The following is a 15,471-nucleotide window of genomic DNA, read 5'->3' as shown; positions in this document are numbered from 1 at the left end:
CCGCCCTGGGGCTTCCCTGTCTGCGGCGGGCCGCCTCTTCAGGAAACCTCCCTTCTTCCGGACCCTGCGGTCTCCCGGATCACTGGCAGCATTCCAGCTTGCTGACCGATACCTCATACGCCGTCCTCTTCTCACACTCGGTCTCACTGAGCTTTTTCGTGTATTCCCGGCTCTGGACCCGGCCCCAGATCTGGATCCTGGTCCCCACGGAAAATCCCGAGGCAAACCGGGCGTTCCTTCCCCAGGCGATGCAGGGAATGTAGTCAGACTTCCCATAAGGACGGTTCACGGCCACCAGAAGGTCCGCGATCTCCCGTCCCAGAGGCGTTTTCCTGTATATGGGCTCCTTACATATGTATCCGTCCAGAAAGATCTGGTTGGTCTTGGTATAATCGGTAAATTCCTCTAAAAACTGTACCTCCCGCACGAACACAGAAAGCACCAGGCGGTTTTTCACGCCTTCATGGCGGTTATAGGAACGGAACTGGCCGTCAGCCTCGATGGTGCAGCCCCGGTAATCCCTTGTCACATCCATAAGCCGCTCCGAAACCATAAGAGGGATCACATCCGCCTGCTCGCTGAGCCGGCTGACAGAAAGATCCACAAGATAAAATCCCTCCCCGAACACTGCATGGCTGAATGTAAAGTCTGATACGATGGTTCCGATGACCGTGACCCTGTTGTTTTCCATAACTTTTTCTGACATAGTATTTCTCCTTTATTCGATATGATCAGTCCTTCTGACCGGCCGTTCTCTCCGGCACACTATAATATGTATTCAGCCGTTTCTTTTCTTAGAACAAAAAGATCCATGTTTCGCTCGACATAAACCGCCATGGTTCTCCTTGTCATTTTTCTCCCGTCATGCTAATATCTTTTTATGATACCAGGACTCCGATGCCGGCCAGCAGAAAGGACCTGGCTCCCGGACCGGTACCCCCGTACCCATATTATGGAAAGGAGACTTGCCTTATGATCCGTTTTTTACTGGAATGCAGACGGCTCTTTGAAAAATATTCCAAAGACGAAATGTCCGTCTATGCGGCCCAGGCCTCCTTTTTTATCATCCTGGCCTCCATCCCTTTCCTCATGCTCCTTTTGTCCCTGATCCAGGCCACGCCTCTGGTGAACGAGTCCGATCTTCTGTCCCTGGTGGTCCAGATGGTGCCGGATACTCTGGACGGCCTGGTGGTCTATGTGCTGGACAGTCTCCATTCCGACTCTCCCATGGCCCTTTTGTCAGCCACGGCCATTGCAGCCCTCTGGTCCTCCTCCCGGGGAATGTTAAGCATCGAGCGGGGCTTAAACCGGGTCTGGGGCACAGAGATCCAGAGAAACTATATCGTCCGCCGGATCATCTGCGCCGGATATACAGTCCTTTTTTCCCTCATGTGTCTTTTGTGCATGGTGCTCCTGGTGTTCGGGGAGCAGATCCAGAAACAGGTCTGGGCCTGGATCCCTTTGATGTCCACCTTTGATTTTCTGGCCTTTCCTGTGAGAGGCCTGGTCACCCTGGCTATTTTATTTATATTTTTCCTGGCTATTTATGCGGTCCTTCCTTTCCGCAGGCTTTCCGTTAAAAGCCAGACGCCGGGAGCTGCCTTCGCAGCCGTGGGCTGGGCCCTGTTTTCCACCGCATTCTCCATTTACTTCCGGTATTTTAAAAATTTCACTGTGACCTACGGAAGCCTGGCGGCAGTGATCCTGATGATGCTGTGGCTGTATTTCTGTATCTGTATCCTGTTCATGGGCGCGGAGATCAACTGGTGGTGGGAGTTTCACGCCCCATCCCGGAACTGGAGCCTGGCTCACTGCCCGCATAAGTAAAAGGGACCGGAGCCCGGCAAAACGCCGGACCCGGTCCTTTCTCCTTTTATGGCTCCGCGAACCCCAGAGCCTCTATATTTTCCCGTGTCAGTGCCCTATAAAGAGGCTGGATCTCCTCCTCATCCCCCAGACATTCCTTTCTCCATTTCGCATAAAACGCCCCGTCCTTTACTGCCCTCTTATTATAGTCTCCATCCCATCCTGCCGGCATCAGATAAAAGATCAGACCGTCGCCATCCTCATCGATCTCGTCCGGGAACTTCTCCTCCATCACGCCCTTATCCCATGCATCCATACTGCCATAGGACTCATATACATCCCTTTCCGGATCATAACGGTAATAGTTCTGGGGCCAGACCCGGCCCGCCAGCCCCTGGTTATGGGACCAGTCCGCCGATGCGCTGCCATTTTTATAATATCGGACTTCCGGGAATTCGTTCAGCTCCAGATAACATTCTTCGCCGTCGCAGCCGTATACAAATTCCCCCATCCCAGCCACGCATGCGGCCGTCCATTTTAACAACAGTTCCTCCTTCCCGTCTCCGTCCACATCACAGATCGCAAAGCTATTTTTCTGCGTTTCCTCCTCGTCTCTGTAATCCAGCGGCCTCCCATCGGGAAGGAGCCCCTGACTGTATGCGTCCCAGAGGATTTTTCCATAGGACGCCGGCAGACTGGCACCGGACTCTATAACAGCCTTCTCCGCCTCCTGTCCATCCTGCCCGGGCTCCGCTCCGTCAGTCCCCGGCAGCCGTTCCCAGTACATGGTCTCTCCCATGGTCTCTGTGGTCAGATACCAGCTCCCATCCTCCGTCACAGGGATCACTGCAAAGGACGCAGGACTTCCTCCTCTCCCCTCTGGCTCATAGGGCGTTATATCTGCCACGAGGATCCCGTCTTCCTCCCGGACCGTGCCCTCTCCGCCTAAGGCAATCCCCAGATAAAAGGAAAAGCTTCCGTCCGCGCCAATGGTCATCTGGCTTCCCTCATGAATCCCGGTTCCAAACATTTCCTGGAGATCTCCAAACTCCTTCAGATGATCCTCTGTCTTTGTCCCGGCCAGCCGCCAGTTTCCGGCGGCCGCCTCCAGGATTCCTCCGGTCCGGGCATCCTCTGCCGGGGAGGTCTGTGCTTCTGTCCGGGCAGGCTCCGCAGGGGAGGTCTGTTCCTCTGTCCAGGCAGGCTCCGCAAGGGAAAAATCCGCTTCTGCACCATTTCCGCAGCCGGAAAGCACCGCCGCCAGCACCGCCATTCCCGCAAACACTCCGGCCCTTTTCCATCCGGCCGCACCCGTATTCTCTCGTCTCATTCCGCCATCCTCCTTCGCTCCTCAGTCCGTTTCCAGTGTTTTTTTCATTATAGCATAGAACTTCCCCCTGTTTTTTAAGTTTTATTTACGTTTTTTGTTTTTCCATATATATTTTATATCCTTATCCATCGCCTGGAAGCCAGAGCCAGCAGGTGTGACATAATCTGACCTTATTGATTTTGACGGAATTGTATATTTCCGCACATTATGGTCCGTTTACAAATTATTTTACAAATCCCGGAGATCGCCAGTGCTGCCGTAAAAAAGGAAGGCCAAAAGGGAAATGCACCCCTCTCAGCCTTCCTTTTATCTTATCTGCATATCCTGGGCAGGTCAGCTCTGTTCCCGGTCTCCGGACCAGTCCCAGTCCGACGGCTGACATTCACAGAAGCGCCAGCCGCTAAGATGTCCTGGAGCTGTCCCCGGTCCGGGACGCCGCTCGAGAAACCGTCTCCCGGCCCTCCGGAACCTGTCTGGATCCCTTACTTCGCCAGCATCATCCGGTCGTTGGCGAACTCGCCGCCGCTGGCCTCTCCAAACTTCTTTAAAAGATCCTCCACCTGGAGGTTCTTTTTTTCCTCTCCCGCCACATCGTAGATGATGCGGCCCTCGTGCATCATGATCAGACGGTTTCCGTACTGGATCGCGTCCTTCATGTTGTGGGTGACCATAAGAGCAGTCAGCTCCCGCTCTTTTATGATCTCATCGGTCAGCTCCAGTACCTTTTTGGCAGTCTTGGGATCCAGGGCCGCCGTGTGCTCGTCCAGAAGGAGGAGCCTGGGCTTTTCCAGAGTCGCCATCAGAAGTGTCAGCGCCTGGCGCTGTCCCCCGGAAAGAAGACCCACCTTACTGGTCATCCGGGTCTGGAGCCCCAGCCCCAGCTTCGTCAGGGCTTCCCGGTAAAAATCCTTTTCATTGGCCTTGATCCCCCAGGAAAGCCCCCTCTTCCTTCCTCTCCGGAGGGCCAGAGCCAGATTTTCCTGGATCTCCATGCCCGCGGCCGTTCCCCGCATGGGATCCTGGAACACGCGGCCGATGTACTGGGCCCTTTTATATTCCGGCTCCCTGGAGATGTTGACGCCGTCGATCTCGATCTTTCCCGAATCGATGGGATATACCCCGGCGATCATGTTCAGCATGGTGGATTTTCCGGCTCCGTTTCCCCCGATGACCGTCACAAAGTCGCCGGGATCCAGGTGAAGGTTCAGACCGCAGAGGGCCTTTTTCTCATTGATGGTTCCTTTATTGAATGTTTTCCGTACATTGGTGATCGTAAGCATTATGAATCCTCCTCCCCTGTCTCCGAATATTCCTTCCTGGCCCTCCATTTTCCCAGGAGCACAGGAACGCTTAAGGAGAAGGCCACGAATACGGCCGTAAACAGGTTCATGTCATTGGTCTCCAGGCCCACCCGGAGCACCAGGGCACGGATCAGGAAGTAGATCACAGCGCCCACCACCACGGAGCTCAGCTTGCAGGCAAAGTTAATGAGCCGTCCCATGAGCACCTCGCCGATGACAATGGCAGCCAGGCCGATGACGATGGCGCCGCGGCCCATGTTGATATCCGCATATTTCTGGTGCTGGCACACCAGGGCTCCGGAAAGCCCCACCAGGCCGTTGCTTAGCATCAGTCCCAGAAGCTTCATCCGCTTCACATTGACTCCCAGGGCGCGGATCATGTCCTCGTTGTTTCCCGTGGCCCGGAGAGCGCTTCCGATCTCTGTTCCGAAAAACCAGTACAGCACGGCCACAATGAGAACGGCCGCAGCCACGCCCACCAGGATCGACGCCTGGGCCTGGGTGATCCCCAGGCTGTCTCCTACGCTGGAAATGAGTGTTTTCAGCTTTAATAATGGAAGATTGGATTTTCCGCTCATGATCCGTAAGTTTATGGACCACAGAGAGATCTGGGTCAGGATCCCGGCCAGGATCGCCGGGATCTCCAGGACCGTGTGCAGGATCCCCGTCACAGCGCCCGCAGCCATTCCAGCCAGCATGGACAACAGGAGCGCTGCCAGTGGATCCAGATCAAAATTAATGACCAGAGCAGCGCAGACGCACCCTCCCAGGGCAAAGCTCCCGTCCACCGTCAGATCTGCGATATCCAGAAGCCGGTAGGTGATGTACACGCCCAGTACCATGATCCCCCACAGGACGCCCTGTGCCACAGCGCCCTGCATTGCAACAAGTATACCACTCATTTTTCTTTCCCCGCTTATCCTCTTTTTTCCTATTCTACGATCTCAGCGCCTTCCAGGCCGGAAATATCGATCCCCAGAGCGTCGGCTGTGGTCTTATTGACTGTCAGAGCACAGCGCTCTGCCGGAAGGTAGCCGATGGGCATTTCTGCCACATCTGCACCCTTTGTAAGGATCTCAATGGCCTGCTCGCCGGTCATGTAGCCCAGCTGGTAGTAATCGATGCCGTAAGTGGCAAGTCCCCCGGCGTTTACCATGCCGGCCTCTCCGCAGATCACCGGGATCTGGTTGTCCGTGGCGATCATGGCAACGGTGGACATGCCGGCAGCGATCACATTATCCGTAGGCGCATAGATCACGTCCACCTTGCCCACCATGGACTCCACCACGCTCTGGATCTCGTTGGAGCTGGGAACCGTATACTCCTCACAGGAAAGCCCTGCCTCCTTACAGGCCTCTTCGGCCATGGCGATCTGGAGCTGGGAATTGCTTTCTGCCGAACAGTACAGGAGACCCACCTTTTCTGCGTCGGGAAGCAGCTGCTTCAGCAGATCGATCTGCTCCTTTACCGGCGTCAGATCCGAGGTTCCCGATACGTTGACGCCGGGCTTTTCATTGTCGTTTACCAGTCCGGATTCTGCCGGATCGGTCACAGCTGTCAGAAGCACCGGGATCTCCTCTGTCACGCCGGCCACAGCCTGGGCCGCAGGCGTTGCGATGGCAAGGATCAGATCGCTGCCGTCGTTTACCAGCTTCTCTGCAATGGTCATACAATTGGCCTGTTCGCCGGAGGCATTCTGCTGGTCTGCCTCATAATTGATACCAGCCTCGTCCAGGGCGGCGAAAAAGCCCTTGTTGGCAGCGTCCAGAGCGTCATGCTGGACCAGCTGGAGCACACCGATCTGATACGTTTCTCCCGATGCGTCTGCCTCTCCTGCCCCGGCGGCTTTGGAGGTCTCCTGCCCGGAGCTTTCCGCTCCCGCTTCTTTTGCCTCACTCTTTGCAGCCGTTTCTTTTGTGCTGTCTTTACTTCCGGAGCCGGAACAGCCTGCCAGCGACATGGCCATGGCTCCCGCCAGAATTAAGGATAATACTTTCGCGTTTTTTCTCATAATACAGATTCTCCTCCGCAATAAAATTCATAACACAGATTGTACTACAAAAAAGCTTTCACGTCAACAGTACATAACTTTAAATTACATGAAGTTCAACGCGTTAAAGTCGAATTCCGGCAAAAACCCACAGATCCTGCCATGCAGCAGGGAAAAGGGAAGAAAAAAGGAAGGCGCACCCATGGGCCCACGCCTTCCTTTGCCTTTAAAAATATTTCTTGTTGCCCCAGAGGTTACTCCGTTTTAAATCCAGATACTCGTTATAGGCTTTTTCCAGGATCTGCTTCTCGTTGGAGAATTTCAGAAGATGGTAGGCCTCATAAAACTTGTAGTATCCGGAATCCACGAAATATTCCTCCCGCTGTGGTTTGCTGTAATAACTGTCTGCCATCATCAGATACCAGTGTACGTCCTTTTCCACCGTATCCTGGGGCGTGCTGAAAGAATACTGGCTCTTTCCGATATATTTAATGATCGAAGCGGTAACGCCAGTCTCCTCCTTCACCTCCCTGAGGGCGGTTTCCTTAAACTCTTCGCCCGGTTCCACAGTTCCCTTGGGCAGGACCCAGCCTTCATATTTGTTCTTGTAATTCTTATAAAGAACCAGGATCTTGCCGCGAAATATAACCACACCGCCACAGCTCGTTGCCTCTATCATTGCAATCCCTCCTGTTGTAAGACGCCAGAGAGGCCGCCTTATTTGGTGTGTCTGATACGCTGGGACTAGTATACTTCTTTTTTGACAGATTTGCAACCCACCTTTTATTGAATATATTCTTTCTATTTCAGATATTTTTCAAACCATTCCATCATTTCAGAAAGTCTGCGCACCCGGTGAGAAGGCTTTCCGGACCGGGACAGCTCATGGTTTTCTCCATGGAACAGGCACATCCGCGCCTCCACCCCGAAGTATTTCAGTGCGGAGAACATCTGAAGGGCGTCGCCCATATAGCAGCGGTAATCCTCGTCCGACTGGATGAACAGGGTAGGCGTTTTAGCCTTATGGGCGTATTTTAACGGAGAGCACACCCACATCTTATCCGGGCTGTTCCAGGGATCGCCCGCCGTCTCCTGGAGGTCGAAGGAATAGCCGATATCCGTGGTCATGCTGAGGGAGATCCAGTTGGAGATGCTCCTCTGGGAGGCTGCCGCCGCGAACCGGTCGGTGTTTCCGATGGCCCAGTTGCACATGAAGCCGCCGTAGCTTCCGCCCATGATCCCCACCCGCTTTTCATCGATCTGGGGATAGCGCTTTAATACCTCGTCAGTCATGGCCAGGCAGTTTTCAAAATCCACGGTGCCGTACCGGCCGGAAAGGTCTGCAAAGGCGTTTCCGCGTCCATCGCTGCCCACGGGGTTGGTGAAAAATACAAAATAGCCCGCATTGGCAAAGGCCTGGCTTTCATGGAAGAACACCGGACCAAAGGTGGCTCTGGGGCCGCCGTGGACCGTAAGGAGCGCCGGATATTTCTTTTCCGGATCGAAGCCTGCCGGCTTCATCACATAGCCGTCCAGCTCCACGTCCTTATATGTAAAGGTAAATTCCTCCACCGGGCATACGTCCCGTTCTGCCAGCAGTCCGTCGTTGAAGGCCGTGAGCTTCTCTTCCTTCCCATCCTTCAGACAGTATATCTCCGTCAGCCCCATGTCCCGCATGGCGGTATACCACACAGCCCCGGCTCCCAGGGATAAGGTATGGACGCTGCCCTGGCGGTCGTAAAGAGTCTCAAAATTCCCCTCTGCGTCCACGGAACAGATGACGCTCTGCTTTCTGAAGGTGGAGATGAAATAGATTCTTTCGTCATCGTGGACGATCCCTTCCCCGTCTGCAAATTTACAGTCGCTGCAGATGGAGTTATGGATGCTCCGGTCGAAGAATGCCAGCTCCTTAAGCGTTCCATCCTCCAGACGGAAAAGCTGCGGATTCTCATTGACGCCATAGGTCTTCATTTCCGATCCGAACAGTGTGACGCTTCCCTTTAAGATGCAGGCATAGTCGATCCGCATCCGGTCCTGGGGGATCAGTGTTTCCCGTTCATAACCTTCCAGTCCCACCCGGTAAAGGCCCGGTCTCCAGGATTTCAGATCCGTATACTGGACTCCCGTATACAGGAGGCAGTCCTCCTCCAGCCAGAAATTCTCCACAGTTTCGTATTCCGGGGTTATGATCTCCAGGGTTTCCTTCTCCCGGTCGTAAACGGCCAGGCGGTTCCTCTTTTTATTGACCACACCCTTTCCGTTGGCCCAGAAGGGAAGCTCGTCAAAGACCTCATAGTCCTTTTCCTCCTTGGCGTACTCGTATTTTACGGACATATACACCCGGGTTCCACATACAGCAAACTTTCCAACGGAATAGGGAACGGCAAAGGAAAATTCCGCCTCTCCCCCGTGAAGGCCGATGGTATAAAAGCAGGTCCAGGTCTCTCCGTCCTCGATCTTCTCTTTATACTCCTTTTCCCGGCAGCTGGCAAAAAGAAGCGTTTCCCCGTCGATCCAGGAAAAATTCCTCTCTTTTCTTCCGGACGTCAGCTTCCGGACGCTTCCGTCGGAAAGATCCATGATCCACAGACAGGAATCATAGCAGTTTTCCTTTTCGTTGACATCCACCACCGCAAAAGCGCCGTGCTTTCCGTCGGGAGCTGCTGTGAGCCCGGTGGGATAGTGATAGTTCATAAAATCTCTGATATCGATCTTCTTCATGTAAGCCCCTCCATAAAAAGGCCATGGGAAACCTCCCGATGGCCTTGTTTTTCTTTTATGCTTCTCTGTACCCGTTGGGATTCATGGACTGCCATCTCCATCCATCGGCGCACATATCGTCGATCCCGCGCTTTGCTTCCCAGCCCAGCTCTTTCTTCGCCTTTGCAGCGTCTGCATAGCAGGTGGCGATGTCGCCGGCCCGTCTGGGCCTGATCACATATGGGATCTCTTTTCCCACAGCCCTGGAGAACGCATGGATCATATCCAGGACGCTGTATCCGTGTCCGGTTCCCAGGTTATAAATATAGACTGCCGGGGTATCCTCGAATTTCTTTAAGGCCTTTACATGGCCGTCTGCCAGATCCATCACATGGATGTAGTCCCGGACTCCCGTTCCGTCCGGCGTATCGTAGTCGTCTCCGAATACGCCCACCTCTTTCAGCTTGCCCACAGCCACCTGGGTGATATAGGGCGTCAGGTTGTTGGGGATGCCGGCCGGGTCTTCTCCGATCATGCCGCTCTCATGGGCGCCAACCGGATTAAAATAACGTAACAGGATCACAGTCCACTCCGGATCCGCCTTCTGGATATCCGTAAGGATCTGTTCCAGCATGCTCTTGGTCTGGCCGTAGGGATTGGTGCACTGTCCCTTGGGGCAGTCCTCGGTGATCGGCACAAAAGCAGGATCGCCGTATACGGTGGCAGAGGAGCTGAAGATGATCTTCTTTACTCCGTGCTTTCTCATAACGTCACAGAGCACCAGGGTTCCGGTGATGTTGTTGTAATAATACTCCAGGGGCTTGGCCACAGATTCCCCCACGGCCTTTAAGCCTGCAAAATGGATCACTGCATCGATCTTTTCCTTTTCAAAGATCGACTCCAGCGCATCCCGGTCCAGCATATCCGCCTTATAAAAGACGATATCCTTTCCCGTCAGCTTTTTTACCCTCCGTAAGGATTCCTCGGAGGAATTGCTCAGATTATCGAAAACAACGACCTCATGGCCCTGGTTTAAAAGCTCCAGGCATGTATGGCTGCCGATATATCCGGCTCCGCCAGTTACTAAAATTCTCATATTGTCACGCCTCTCTTTCCTGGATACGTATCTTTTCCGCCGCCGGTCTTTCCGGCTTCCCGGTCATTCTCTATTCTATCACGGCCACTGGAAAAAAGGAATCCTTTTTTCCAGCAGTTTCAAGGAAGCCGGTCTCAGGGGATCAGATATGCGTCGAACAGCTTTTTTGCAATGGGACCCGCTGTTCTTCCTCCGGAGCCGCCTTCCTCCACGATGACACAGACAGCCAGCTTCGGATCTTCCGCAGGCGCATAGCCCACAAACCATGCATGGGTCTCCTTCCCCGTCTCAAACTCCGCCGAGCCGGTCTTTCCCGCCGCCTGGTAGGCATCCGTCCTTAAGGAAGAGCCGGTCCCTTCGTTTACCACCCGCACCAGCAGCTCCTTTAAGGCTGCCGCCTCATTGGCCACCATCAGCTCCCCATAGGCCTCCGGCTTGAATTTTTTCACCGTCTGGCCGCCGGGATTCTCCACATGGTCCACAAAATACGGCTTCATCAGGATCCCGTCATTGGCAATGGCTGCCATGACCATCAGATTGTGCATGGGTGTCATCAACGTGCTTCCCTGGCCCATGGCCGTCTGCATGATCTCCCAGTCCTCCGCATCCGCCTCCATCTGGTATACGCTTTGTTTATAAGGAATGGAGAGAGGCTGGTCCCGGTTGAATAAAAGCTGCTCGGACAGTCCCTTTAGTCCGTCAAGATCCAGCTCCAGTCCCAGGGAGGCGAAGGCCCCGTTGCAGGAATTGGCAAAGGACGCTGCAAAATCCTCCTCTCCATGGGCCGTTTTGTGGTAGCACTGGATCCGGATGTTCTCATATTCATAGATCCCGTCACAGGAAAAGTGAAAGCCGTCATAGGCTCCCGGATGCTCCCTCATATATTCCAGGGCCGTGATGACCTTGAAGGTGGACCCGGGCGGGTAAAGTCCCTGGGTGGCCCGGTTCAGAAGCCTGGCCTCCTTACTGTCCCCGTTCACCAGGCTGTCCCATTCAGCCTCCACCGTATTGGGATCAAAGGCCGGCTTGGATACCATGGCCAGCACCTTCCCTGTATCCGGCTCCATGGCGATCACTGCTCCCCTCCGGTCTCCCAGGGCATCCCAGGCCGTCTGCTGGAGACGCAGGTTCAGGGTCGTCGCCACATTGTCTCCGGTGCTCTTCTCTCCCGACAGCTCATCTATGATCTTTTCCATAAGGTTCACATGGGAGCTTAGAAGATGGAAATTCACCAGGGATTCCAGTCCTGTCTTTCCCATGGTGGAATAACCGGCCACATGGGCAAACAGTTCTCCGTAAGGATAGCTTCTCGTCTCCTTCCCGTCCTCTCCCACCACGGTCTCTGCGATGACCGTTCCGTCGTCAGCCAGAAGCTTTCCGCGGACCACCCGGTCCGCCATGCCGGCGATCCTGGCATTATATGGATTGTTGATCACGTCCTCACTCTGAAACTGGAGAAAGACTCCCATGTAGAGCCCCATGGCGGCGAATACACCCACTACGCCGTATGCAAACCACAGGATATTTTTATTGGCCCTGGGATTTGGCCTGGTCTTTTTCATCTTCCTCCTCCTCTCCGCGTTTTAAGATGTACAGTCCCTGGATGATGTTAAAAAGGATAAAGGTAGCCAGCACAGAGCTTCCACCATAGCTGACAAAGGGCAGGGTCACGCCGGTAGATGGGATGAATTTGGTGGCTCCGCCGACGGTCAGGAACACCTGGGTAATATAGACCGTTCCCAGTCCGAAGGCAATGAGCTTATAGAACATGGCCTGCATCTTCGTAGCGATCAGCATGAACTGGAGAAAGCAGCCCACGCAGATAAATAAAAGACAAAGGGCATAGATCCCGCCCAGCTCCTCAGAAACTGCTGAAAAAATAAAATCCTTATCCACCACCGGAATCTTTTCCGGCATTCCCTGGTAAAGTCCCATGCCGAACCAGCCGCCTGTGCCGATGGCAAACAGGGACTGGGCCGCCTGGTATCCGATGTCATCTACGTCGGACCAGGGATCCCTCCAGGCCTGGATCCGCCGCCTTACGTGCGAAAACATATGGTAAGCAGCCACAGCGGCCCCGGCTCCTCCGGCAGCTCCCGCTCCCAGATAAAACCAGTTGGACGTGGCCACAAAAAGCATCATCAGATAGGACACAAAATAGATCAGGGCGTTTCCCAGATCCCTGGACGCCGCCAGCACCAGCACATGGGCCGCGGCCGCGGCCGTGGTCACGGCAATGGTCTTAAAGTCCGTGGAACGGTAAAACATGGTGGCCACAAAAAACACAAAGCTGATCTTCACAAACTCCGACGGCTGGAAGGAGAAGCCGCCGATGGAGATGGAAAGCTGGGCCCCGTAGGATGTATTTCCCAGAAGGCATACGGCGGACAGCAGGGCCAGTCCCAGGCCGCAGTAGATCCAGGGGATCTTTGCCAGCTGCCACACCCGGTCAATGATCAGGGGGATGATCCACGTGATCACAGCCGCTGCCGCCACGATCACAAACTGGCGCATGGCCCGGGAGGGGTTTAACCGGGTCAGCATGATAAAGCTGGTGCATAAAAGCATACACGTATTATTCACCAGGAGCCGGGACACGTTCCGGTAAAAAAAGCGGTACAGATAAATATAGCACAGGAAGAAGATCACCTGGGCCCCGTAAAAGAGCGCCAGGCTCTCCAGCCCCGTGTTTAAAACGATCACCATATTCGCCAGAAAGTGGAGCATGAACATGCAGACCAGCTGTCTGGAGCAGGCCAGATCCCGGCCCTCCTGATCCTTCATGGAGAAGAACCGGAAATTATAATATGTGTAAATGGCGATCAGAAGGATGATCAGGTATCTGGATACCTCCACAACAAGATTCGTCAATGTCTCACCTACTCTACGCCCCGCTTAAAATGACCGCGGGTAAAATTTCCGGACGGAGGGTCCTGTCTTTTTCCTTCCATATATTCCTCATAGAAGGAGCGGAGCACCCTTTTTGCCGTCTCTCTGTCCTCCAGCGTAAGGATGATCCGGTATGCCGCCGGCGACAGCCTGGCTGCCTCGCCGGAAAGCCCCAGAAGCGACAGAGGGCTTTCATTATAGATCGTATTAAAACAGAACCGGCACTGGTTCTTCACCGGGAAGGCCTTTCCCTTTCTGTCTCTCAGATATAAGACCTCCGGCCGCCCGGTGCAGCCCTCCATGGTCTTTTTCACGCACTGGGCCGATACCATCATGGGGAGGTACCCGTAAACGATCAGCTCGCCCCGTACCCCTGCGTCGGAAAGCTCCCTGGCATTCAGCTCCACTGGGAGGGTCACCCGGCTGGCCCCATAGGCCTTCATGGCCTTTTCCGCCCGGTGGTTGAACACATACATGCCGTGGTCGAAATACTGCTTCATTTCCGGCAGATGCTTTCTTAAAAATCCCGGCTCCTCCATGGAACCCACGCCTATGGCGTCAAAGCCGGCGTTTTTAAGCTCCTCCATATGGGCCAGGAAAAACTGCTCTGCCTGGGAACGGAAGATCCTGGGCATCATCAGATAACAAGCGCTCCCCGCCTTATGGCAGCGGTCCGCCAGCTCCTTCCACTGGCCCGGATCAAATTCCTCGCCTGCCAGGTAGATCCCGAAGGGCGTTTCTGCCCCGTCCTCCCGTTTTTCCTGCACCAGGGCCAGAGCCTCCCGGAGCTGGTCCATATTGGAAACGGATACGGCAAATTCCGGAGCCGTTTTCTGCCCGTCCAGACATGCCTGGGGTCCGGTCCCTTTTTCCTCTCCGTTTTCTCCGGCGGCGGCCCGTTCTGCGCCTTCCTCCTCCGTATTTTTATGCTCTTCACCGGACTTCCGGCGGAACCGCTCCGTCACAGCCCTGCAAAGCTCCTCCAGGGCCTCTCTCCTCAGCCTGTTTAAGGCCTGTACCGGAAGGAATACCTTTCCTTCCACTAAAACCTCCAGTTCCTCAAAGAAAAATGGAGAATCTCCGGTCTTCATCAGCTGTTTCCGGACCCTGTCCCCATCCATGGGGGCGTTCTTTGCCGTTTCTGCCATATCCCCGGTACAGGCAACAGAAACCGGCTCCAGAACGGCCATTCCGTCTTCCGTGATTCCGGCTGGTTCCAGTGAGGGCGTATATTCCACGGTCAGCCGCACCGGCTTTCCCTCTGAGACCAGGGCAGTCCCGCGGATGGGCTCTTTTTTCACCGCATCCACATAGGTCCGGTCCAGACGATCGAACAGCTCCTGATCCGGCTCCCGGAAGGCCGGTTTTTCCTTTAATACCACCATATCCCGGCCATTGTGCTCCTTATAATAGCCCTCTGACTGGCCGCCCCGGTCAAACAGCTCCAGAAGCGCTCTCCGGTCTGCCGGATCCACCCGGTAGCCGGACCGTCCATGGGCAAGGTACATATCCACATATTTCCGGTAAATACTCACCACACCGGCCGTATACCGGGGACTCTTCATCCGTCCCTCGATCTTCAATGAGCAGACCCCGGCCTCCAGGATTTCCGGCAGAAGATCCAGGGTGCAAAGATCCTTAAGGCTCAGCACATACTTTTCATTTTTCCCTCCAAGGACCTTATCTCCCTTCTCCACGTCAAAGGGCAGGCGGCAGGTCTGGGCACACCGGCCCCGGTTGCCGCTCCGTCCCCCGATGAGGCTGGAAAACAGGCACTGGCCCGAATAGCAGTAGCAGAGCGCCCCGTGGACAAAGGTCTCCACCTCCAGCCCTGTGGCCTCACTGATCTCCCGGATCTCTTTCAGGGAAAGCTCCCTGGCCGGTACCACACGGACGGCGCCCATTCTTTTAAGATCCGCCGCGCTGTATTTTCCTGTCACGGTCATCTGGGTGCTGATGTGGAGGGGTAAGTCCGGAAAATGCTCCCGGATATAAGAAAATACACCCAGGTCCTGGACCAGGACTGCATCCAGTCCCGCCTCATAATAGGGCTTTAAATACCCATAAAGCTCCGGCAGTTCCTTTTCCTTCACCAGAGTATTGACCGTCATATAGATCCGGCAGTTGTGGAGGTGGACGAAGTCGATGGCCCGGATCATTGCCTCCTCATCCAGATTATCCGCATAGGCCCTGGCTCCGAACCGGCTTCCGCCGATGTAGACCGCATTGGCCCCGGCGTTGACGGCGGCCACCATGCTCTCATAAGATCCGGCCGGCGCCAGGATCTCAACCTTTCTCTTTTCCATACGCTTCCTTTCCGGCCAAAAGCCCAGAAAGGGCCGCTGCATATCGTTAGATT

The 15,471-nt window shown here is 54.7% G+C and carries 12 protein-coding genes; 1 reads left to right on the top strand and 11 read right to left on the bottom strand.

What is annotated here, in order from left to right; all coding sequences use genetic code 11:
- Positions 1 to 79: 79 nt before the first annotated feature.
- Positions 80 to 706 carry a single-stranded DNA-binding protein gene (locus ACI6NM_RS01270; protein ID WP_158357290.1) on the bottom strand — a complete coding sequence of 209 codons (627 nt, stop codon included), beginning with the start codon at positions 704 to 706 and terminating at the stop codon, positions 80 to 82.
- 266 nt (positions 707 to 972) lie between these two features.
- Between ACI6NM_RS01270 and ACI6NM_RS01265 the strand changes: the two genes are divergently transcribed.
- Positions 973 to 1,827 (top strand): YihY/virulence factor BrkB family protein, encoded by an 855-nt coding sequence (locus ACI6NM_RS01265; RefSeq protein ID WP_262427596.1) that lies wholly within the window; start codon positions 973 to 975, stop codon positions 1,825 to 1,827.
- A gap of 46 nt (positions 1,828 to 1,873) precedes the next feature.
- Here the strand turns inward: ACI6NM_RS01265 and ACI6NM_RS01260 are convergent, their stop codons facing one another.
- The 10 genes from ACI6NM_RS01260 to ACI6NM_RS01215 all read right to left on the bottom strand — a co-directional run bounded on the left by ACI6NM_RS01260 (position 1,874) and on the right by ACI6NM_RS01215 (position 15,418).
- On the bottom strand, positions 1,874 to 3,136 hold the full coding sequence (locus ACI6NM_RS01260) for a hypothetical protein (protein ID WP_262427595.1): 1,263 nt from the start codon (positions 3,134 to 3,136) through the stop codon (positions 1,874 to 1,876).
- 482 nt (positions 3,137 to 3,618) lie between these two features.
- The gene (locus ACI6NM_RS01255; protein ID WP_262427594.1) at positions 3,619 to 4,416 is read right to left on the bottom strand and encodes an ABC transporter ATP-binding protein; all 798 of its coding nucleotides are present in this window, start codon (positions 4,414 to 4,416) and stop codon (positions 3,619 to 3,621) included.
- Positions 4,416 to 5,339 carry an ABC transporter permease gene (locus ACI6NM_RS01250; RefSeq protein ID WP_262427593.1) on the bottom strand — a complete coding sequence of 308 codons (924 nt, stop codon included), beginning with the start codon at positions 5,337 to 5,339 and terminating at the stop codon, positions 4,416 to 4,418. The genes ACI6NM_RS01255 and ACI6NM_RS01250 overlap by 1 nt, the downstream gene beginning before the upstream one ends.
- A 29-nt stretch (positions 5,340 to 5,368) precedes the next feature.
- Entirely contained in the window at positions 5,369 to 6,448 is a 1,080-nt protein-coding gene (locus tag ACI6NM_RS01245) for an ABC transporter substrate-binding protein (RefSeq protein WP_262427592.1), read from the bottom strand.
- A gap of 205 nt (positions 6,449 to 6,653) precedes the next feature.
- Positions 6,654 to 7,106 carry an NUDIX hydrolase gene (locus tag ACI6NM_RS01240; protein WP_022274137.1) on the bottom strand — a complete coding sequence of 151 codons (453 nt, stop codon included), beginning with the start codon at positions 7,104 to 7,106 and terminating at the stop codon, positions 6,654 to 6,656.
- A gap of 122 nt (positions 7,107 to 7,228) precedes the next feature.
- On the bottom strand, positions 7,229 to 9,148 hold the full coding sequence (locus tag ACI6NM_RS01235) for an alpha/beta hydrolase family protein (RefSeq protein ID WP_262427591.1): 1,920 nt from the start codon (positions 9,146 to 9,148) through the stop codon (positions 7,229 to 7,231).
- A 55-nt stretch (positions 9,149 to 9,203) separates the two neighbouring features.
- Positions 9,204 to 10,223, bottom strand: coding sequence for a UDP-glucose 4-epimerase GalE (gene galE, locus ACI6NM_RS01230; protein WP_262427590.1), 1,020 nt, complete (start codon positions 10,221 to 10,223; stop codon positions 9,204 to 9,206).
- Positions 10,224 to 10,357: 134 nt separating this feature from the next.
- The gene (locus ACI6NM_RS01225; protein ID WP_262427589.1) at positions 10,358 to 11,785 is read right to left on the bottom strand and encodes a peptidoglycan D,D-transpeptidase FtsI family protein; all 1,428 of its coding nucleotides are present in this window, start codon (positions 11,783 to 11,785) and stop codon (positions 10,358 to 10,360) included.
- Positions 11,751 to 13,094 (bottom strand): FtsW/RodA/SpoVE family cell cycle protein, encoded by a 1,344-nt coding sequence (locus ACI6NM_RS01220; RefSeq protein WP_262427588.1) that lies wholly within the window; start codon positions 13,092 to 13,094, stop codon positions 11,751 to 11,753. The genes ACI6NM_RS01225 and ACI6NM_RS01220 overlap by 35 nt, the downstream gene beginning before the upstream one ends.
- A gap of 8 nt (positions 13,095 to 13,102) precedes the next feature.
- Positions 13,103 to 15,418 (bottom strand): U32 family peptidase, encoded by a 2,316-nt coding sequence (locus ACI6NM_RS01215; protein WP_262427587.1) that lies wholly within the window; start codon positions 15,416 to 15,418, stop codon positions 13,103 to 13,105.
- Positions 15,419 to 15,471 lie beyond the last annotated feature (53 nt).

Origin of the sequence: Pilosibacter sp. YYHA0881 (genome assembly GCF_051602715.1) — a bacterium.
Lineage (GTDB): Bacteria > Bacillota > Clostridia > Lachnospirales > Lachnospiraceae > Alitiscatomonas > Alitiscatomonas aceti.
Note: the sequence above shows the minus strand (reverse complement) of the source record. Positions and strands in the feature narration are given on the sequence as shown.

Coding starts and splice junctions, on each gene's coding strand:
- ACI6NM_RS01270 (WP_158357290.1), bottom strand. CDS start 706: ATGTCAGAAAAAGTTATGGAAAACAACAGGGTCACGGTCATCGGAACC.
- ACI6NM_RS01265 (WP_262427596.1), top strand. CDS start 973: ATGATCCGTTTTTTACTGGAATGCAGACGGCTCTTTGAAAAATATTCC.
- ACI6NM_RS01260 (WP_262427595.1), bottom strand. CDS start 3,136: ATGAGACGAGAGAATACGGGTGCGGCCGGATGGAAAAGGGCCGGAGTG.
- ACI6NM_RS01255 (WP_262427594.1), bottom strand. CDS start 4,416: ATGCTTACGATCACCAATGTACGGAAAACATTCAATAAAGGAACCATC.
- ACI6NM_RS01250 (WP_262427593.1), bottom strand. CDS start 5,339: ATGAGTGGTATACTTGTTGCAATGCAGGGCGCTGTGGCACAGGGCGTC.
- ACI6NM_RS01245 (WP_262427592.1), bottom strand. CDS start 6,448: ATGAGAAAAAACGCGAAAGTATTATCCTTAATTCTGGCGGGAGCCATG.
- ACI6NM_RS01240 (WP_022274137.1), bottom strand. CDS start 7,106: ATGATAGAGGCAACGAGCTGTGGCGGTGTGGTTATATTTCGCGGCAAG.
- ACI6NM_RS01235 (WP_262427591.1), bottom strand. CDS start 9,148: ATGAAGAAGATCGATATCAGAGATTTTATGAACTATCACTATCCCACC.
- galE (WP_262427590.1), bottom strand. CDS start 10,223: ATGAGAATTTTAGTAACTGGCGGAGCCGGATATATCGGCAGCCATACA.
- ACI6NM_RS01225 (WP_262427589.1), bottom strand. CDS start 11,785: ATGAAAAAGACCAGGCCAAATCCCAGGGCCAATAAAAATATCCTGTGG.
- ACI6NM_RS01215 (WP_262427587.1), bottom strand. CDS start 15,418: ATGGAAAAGAGAAAGGTTGAGATCCTGGCGCCGGCCGGATCTTATGAG.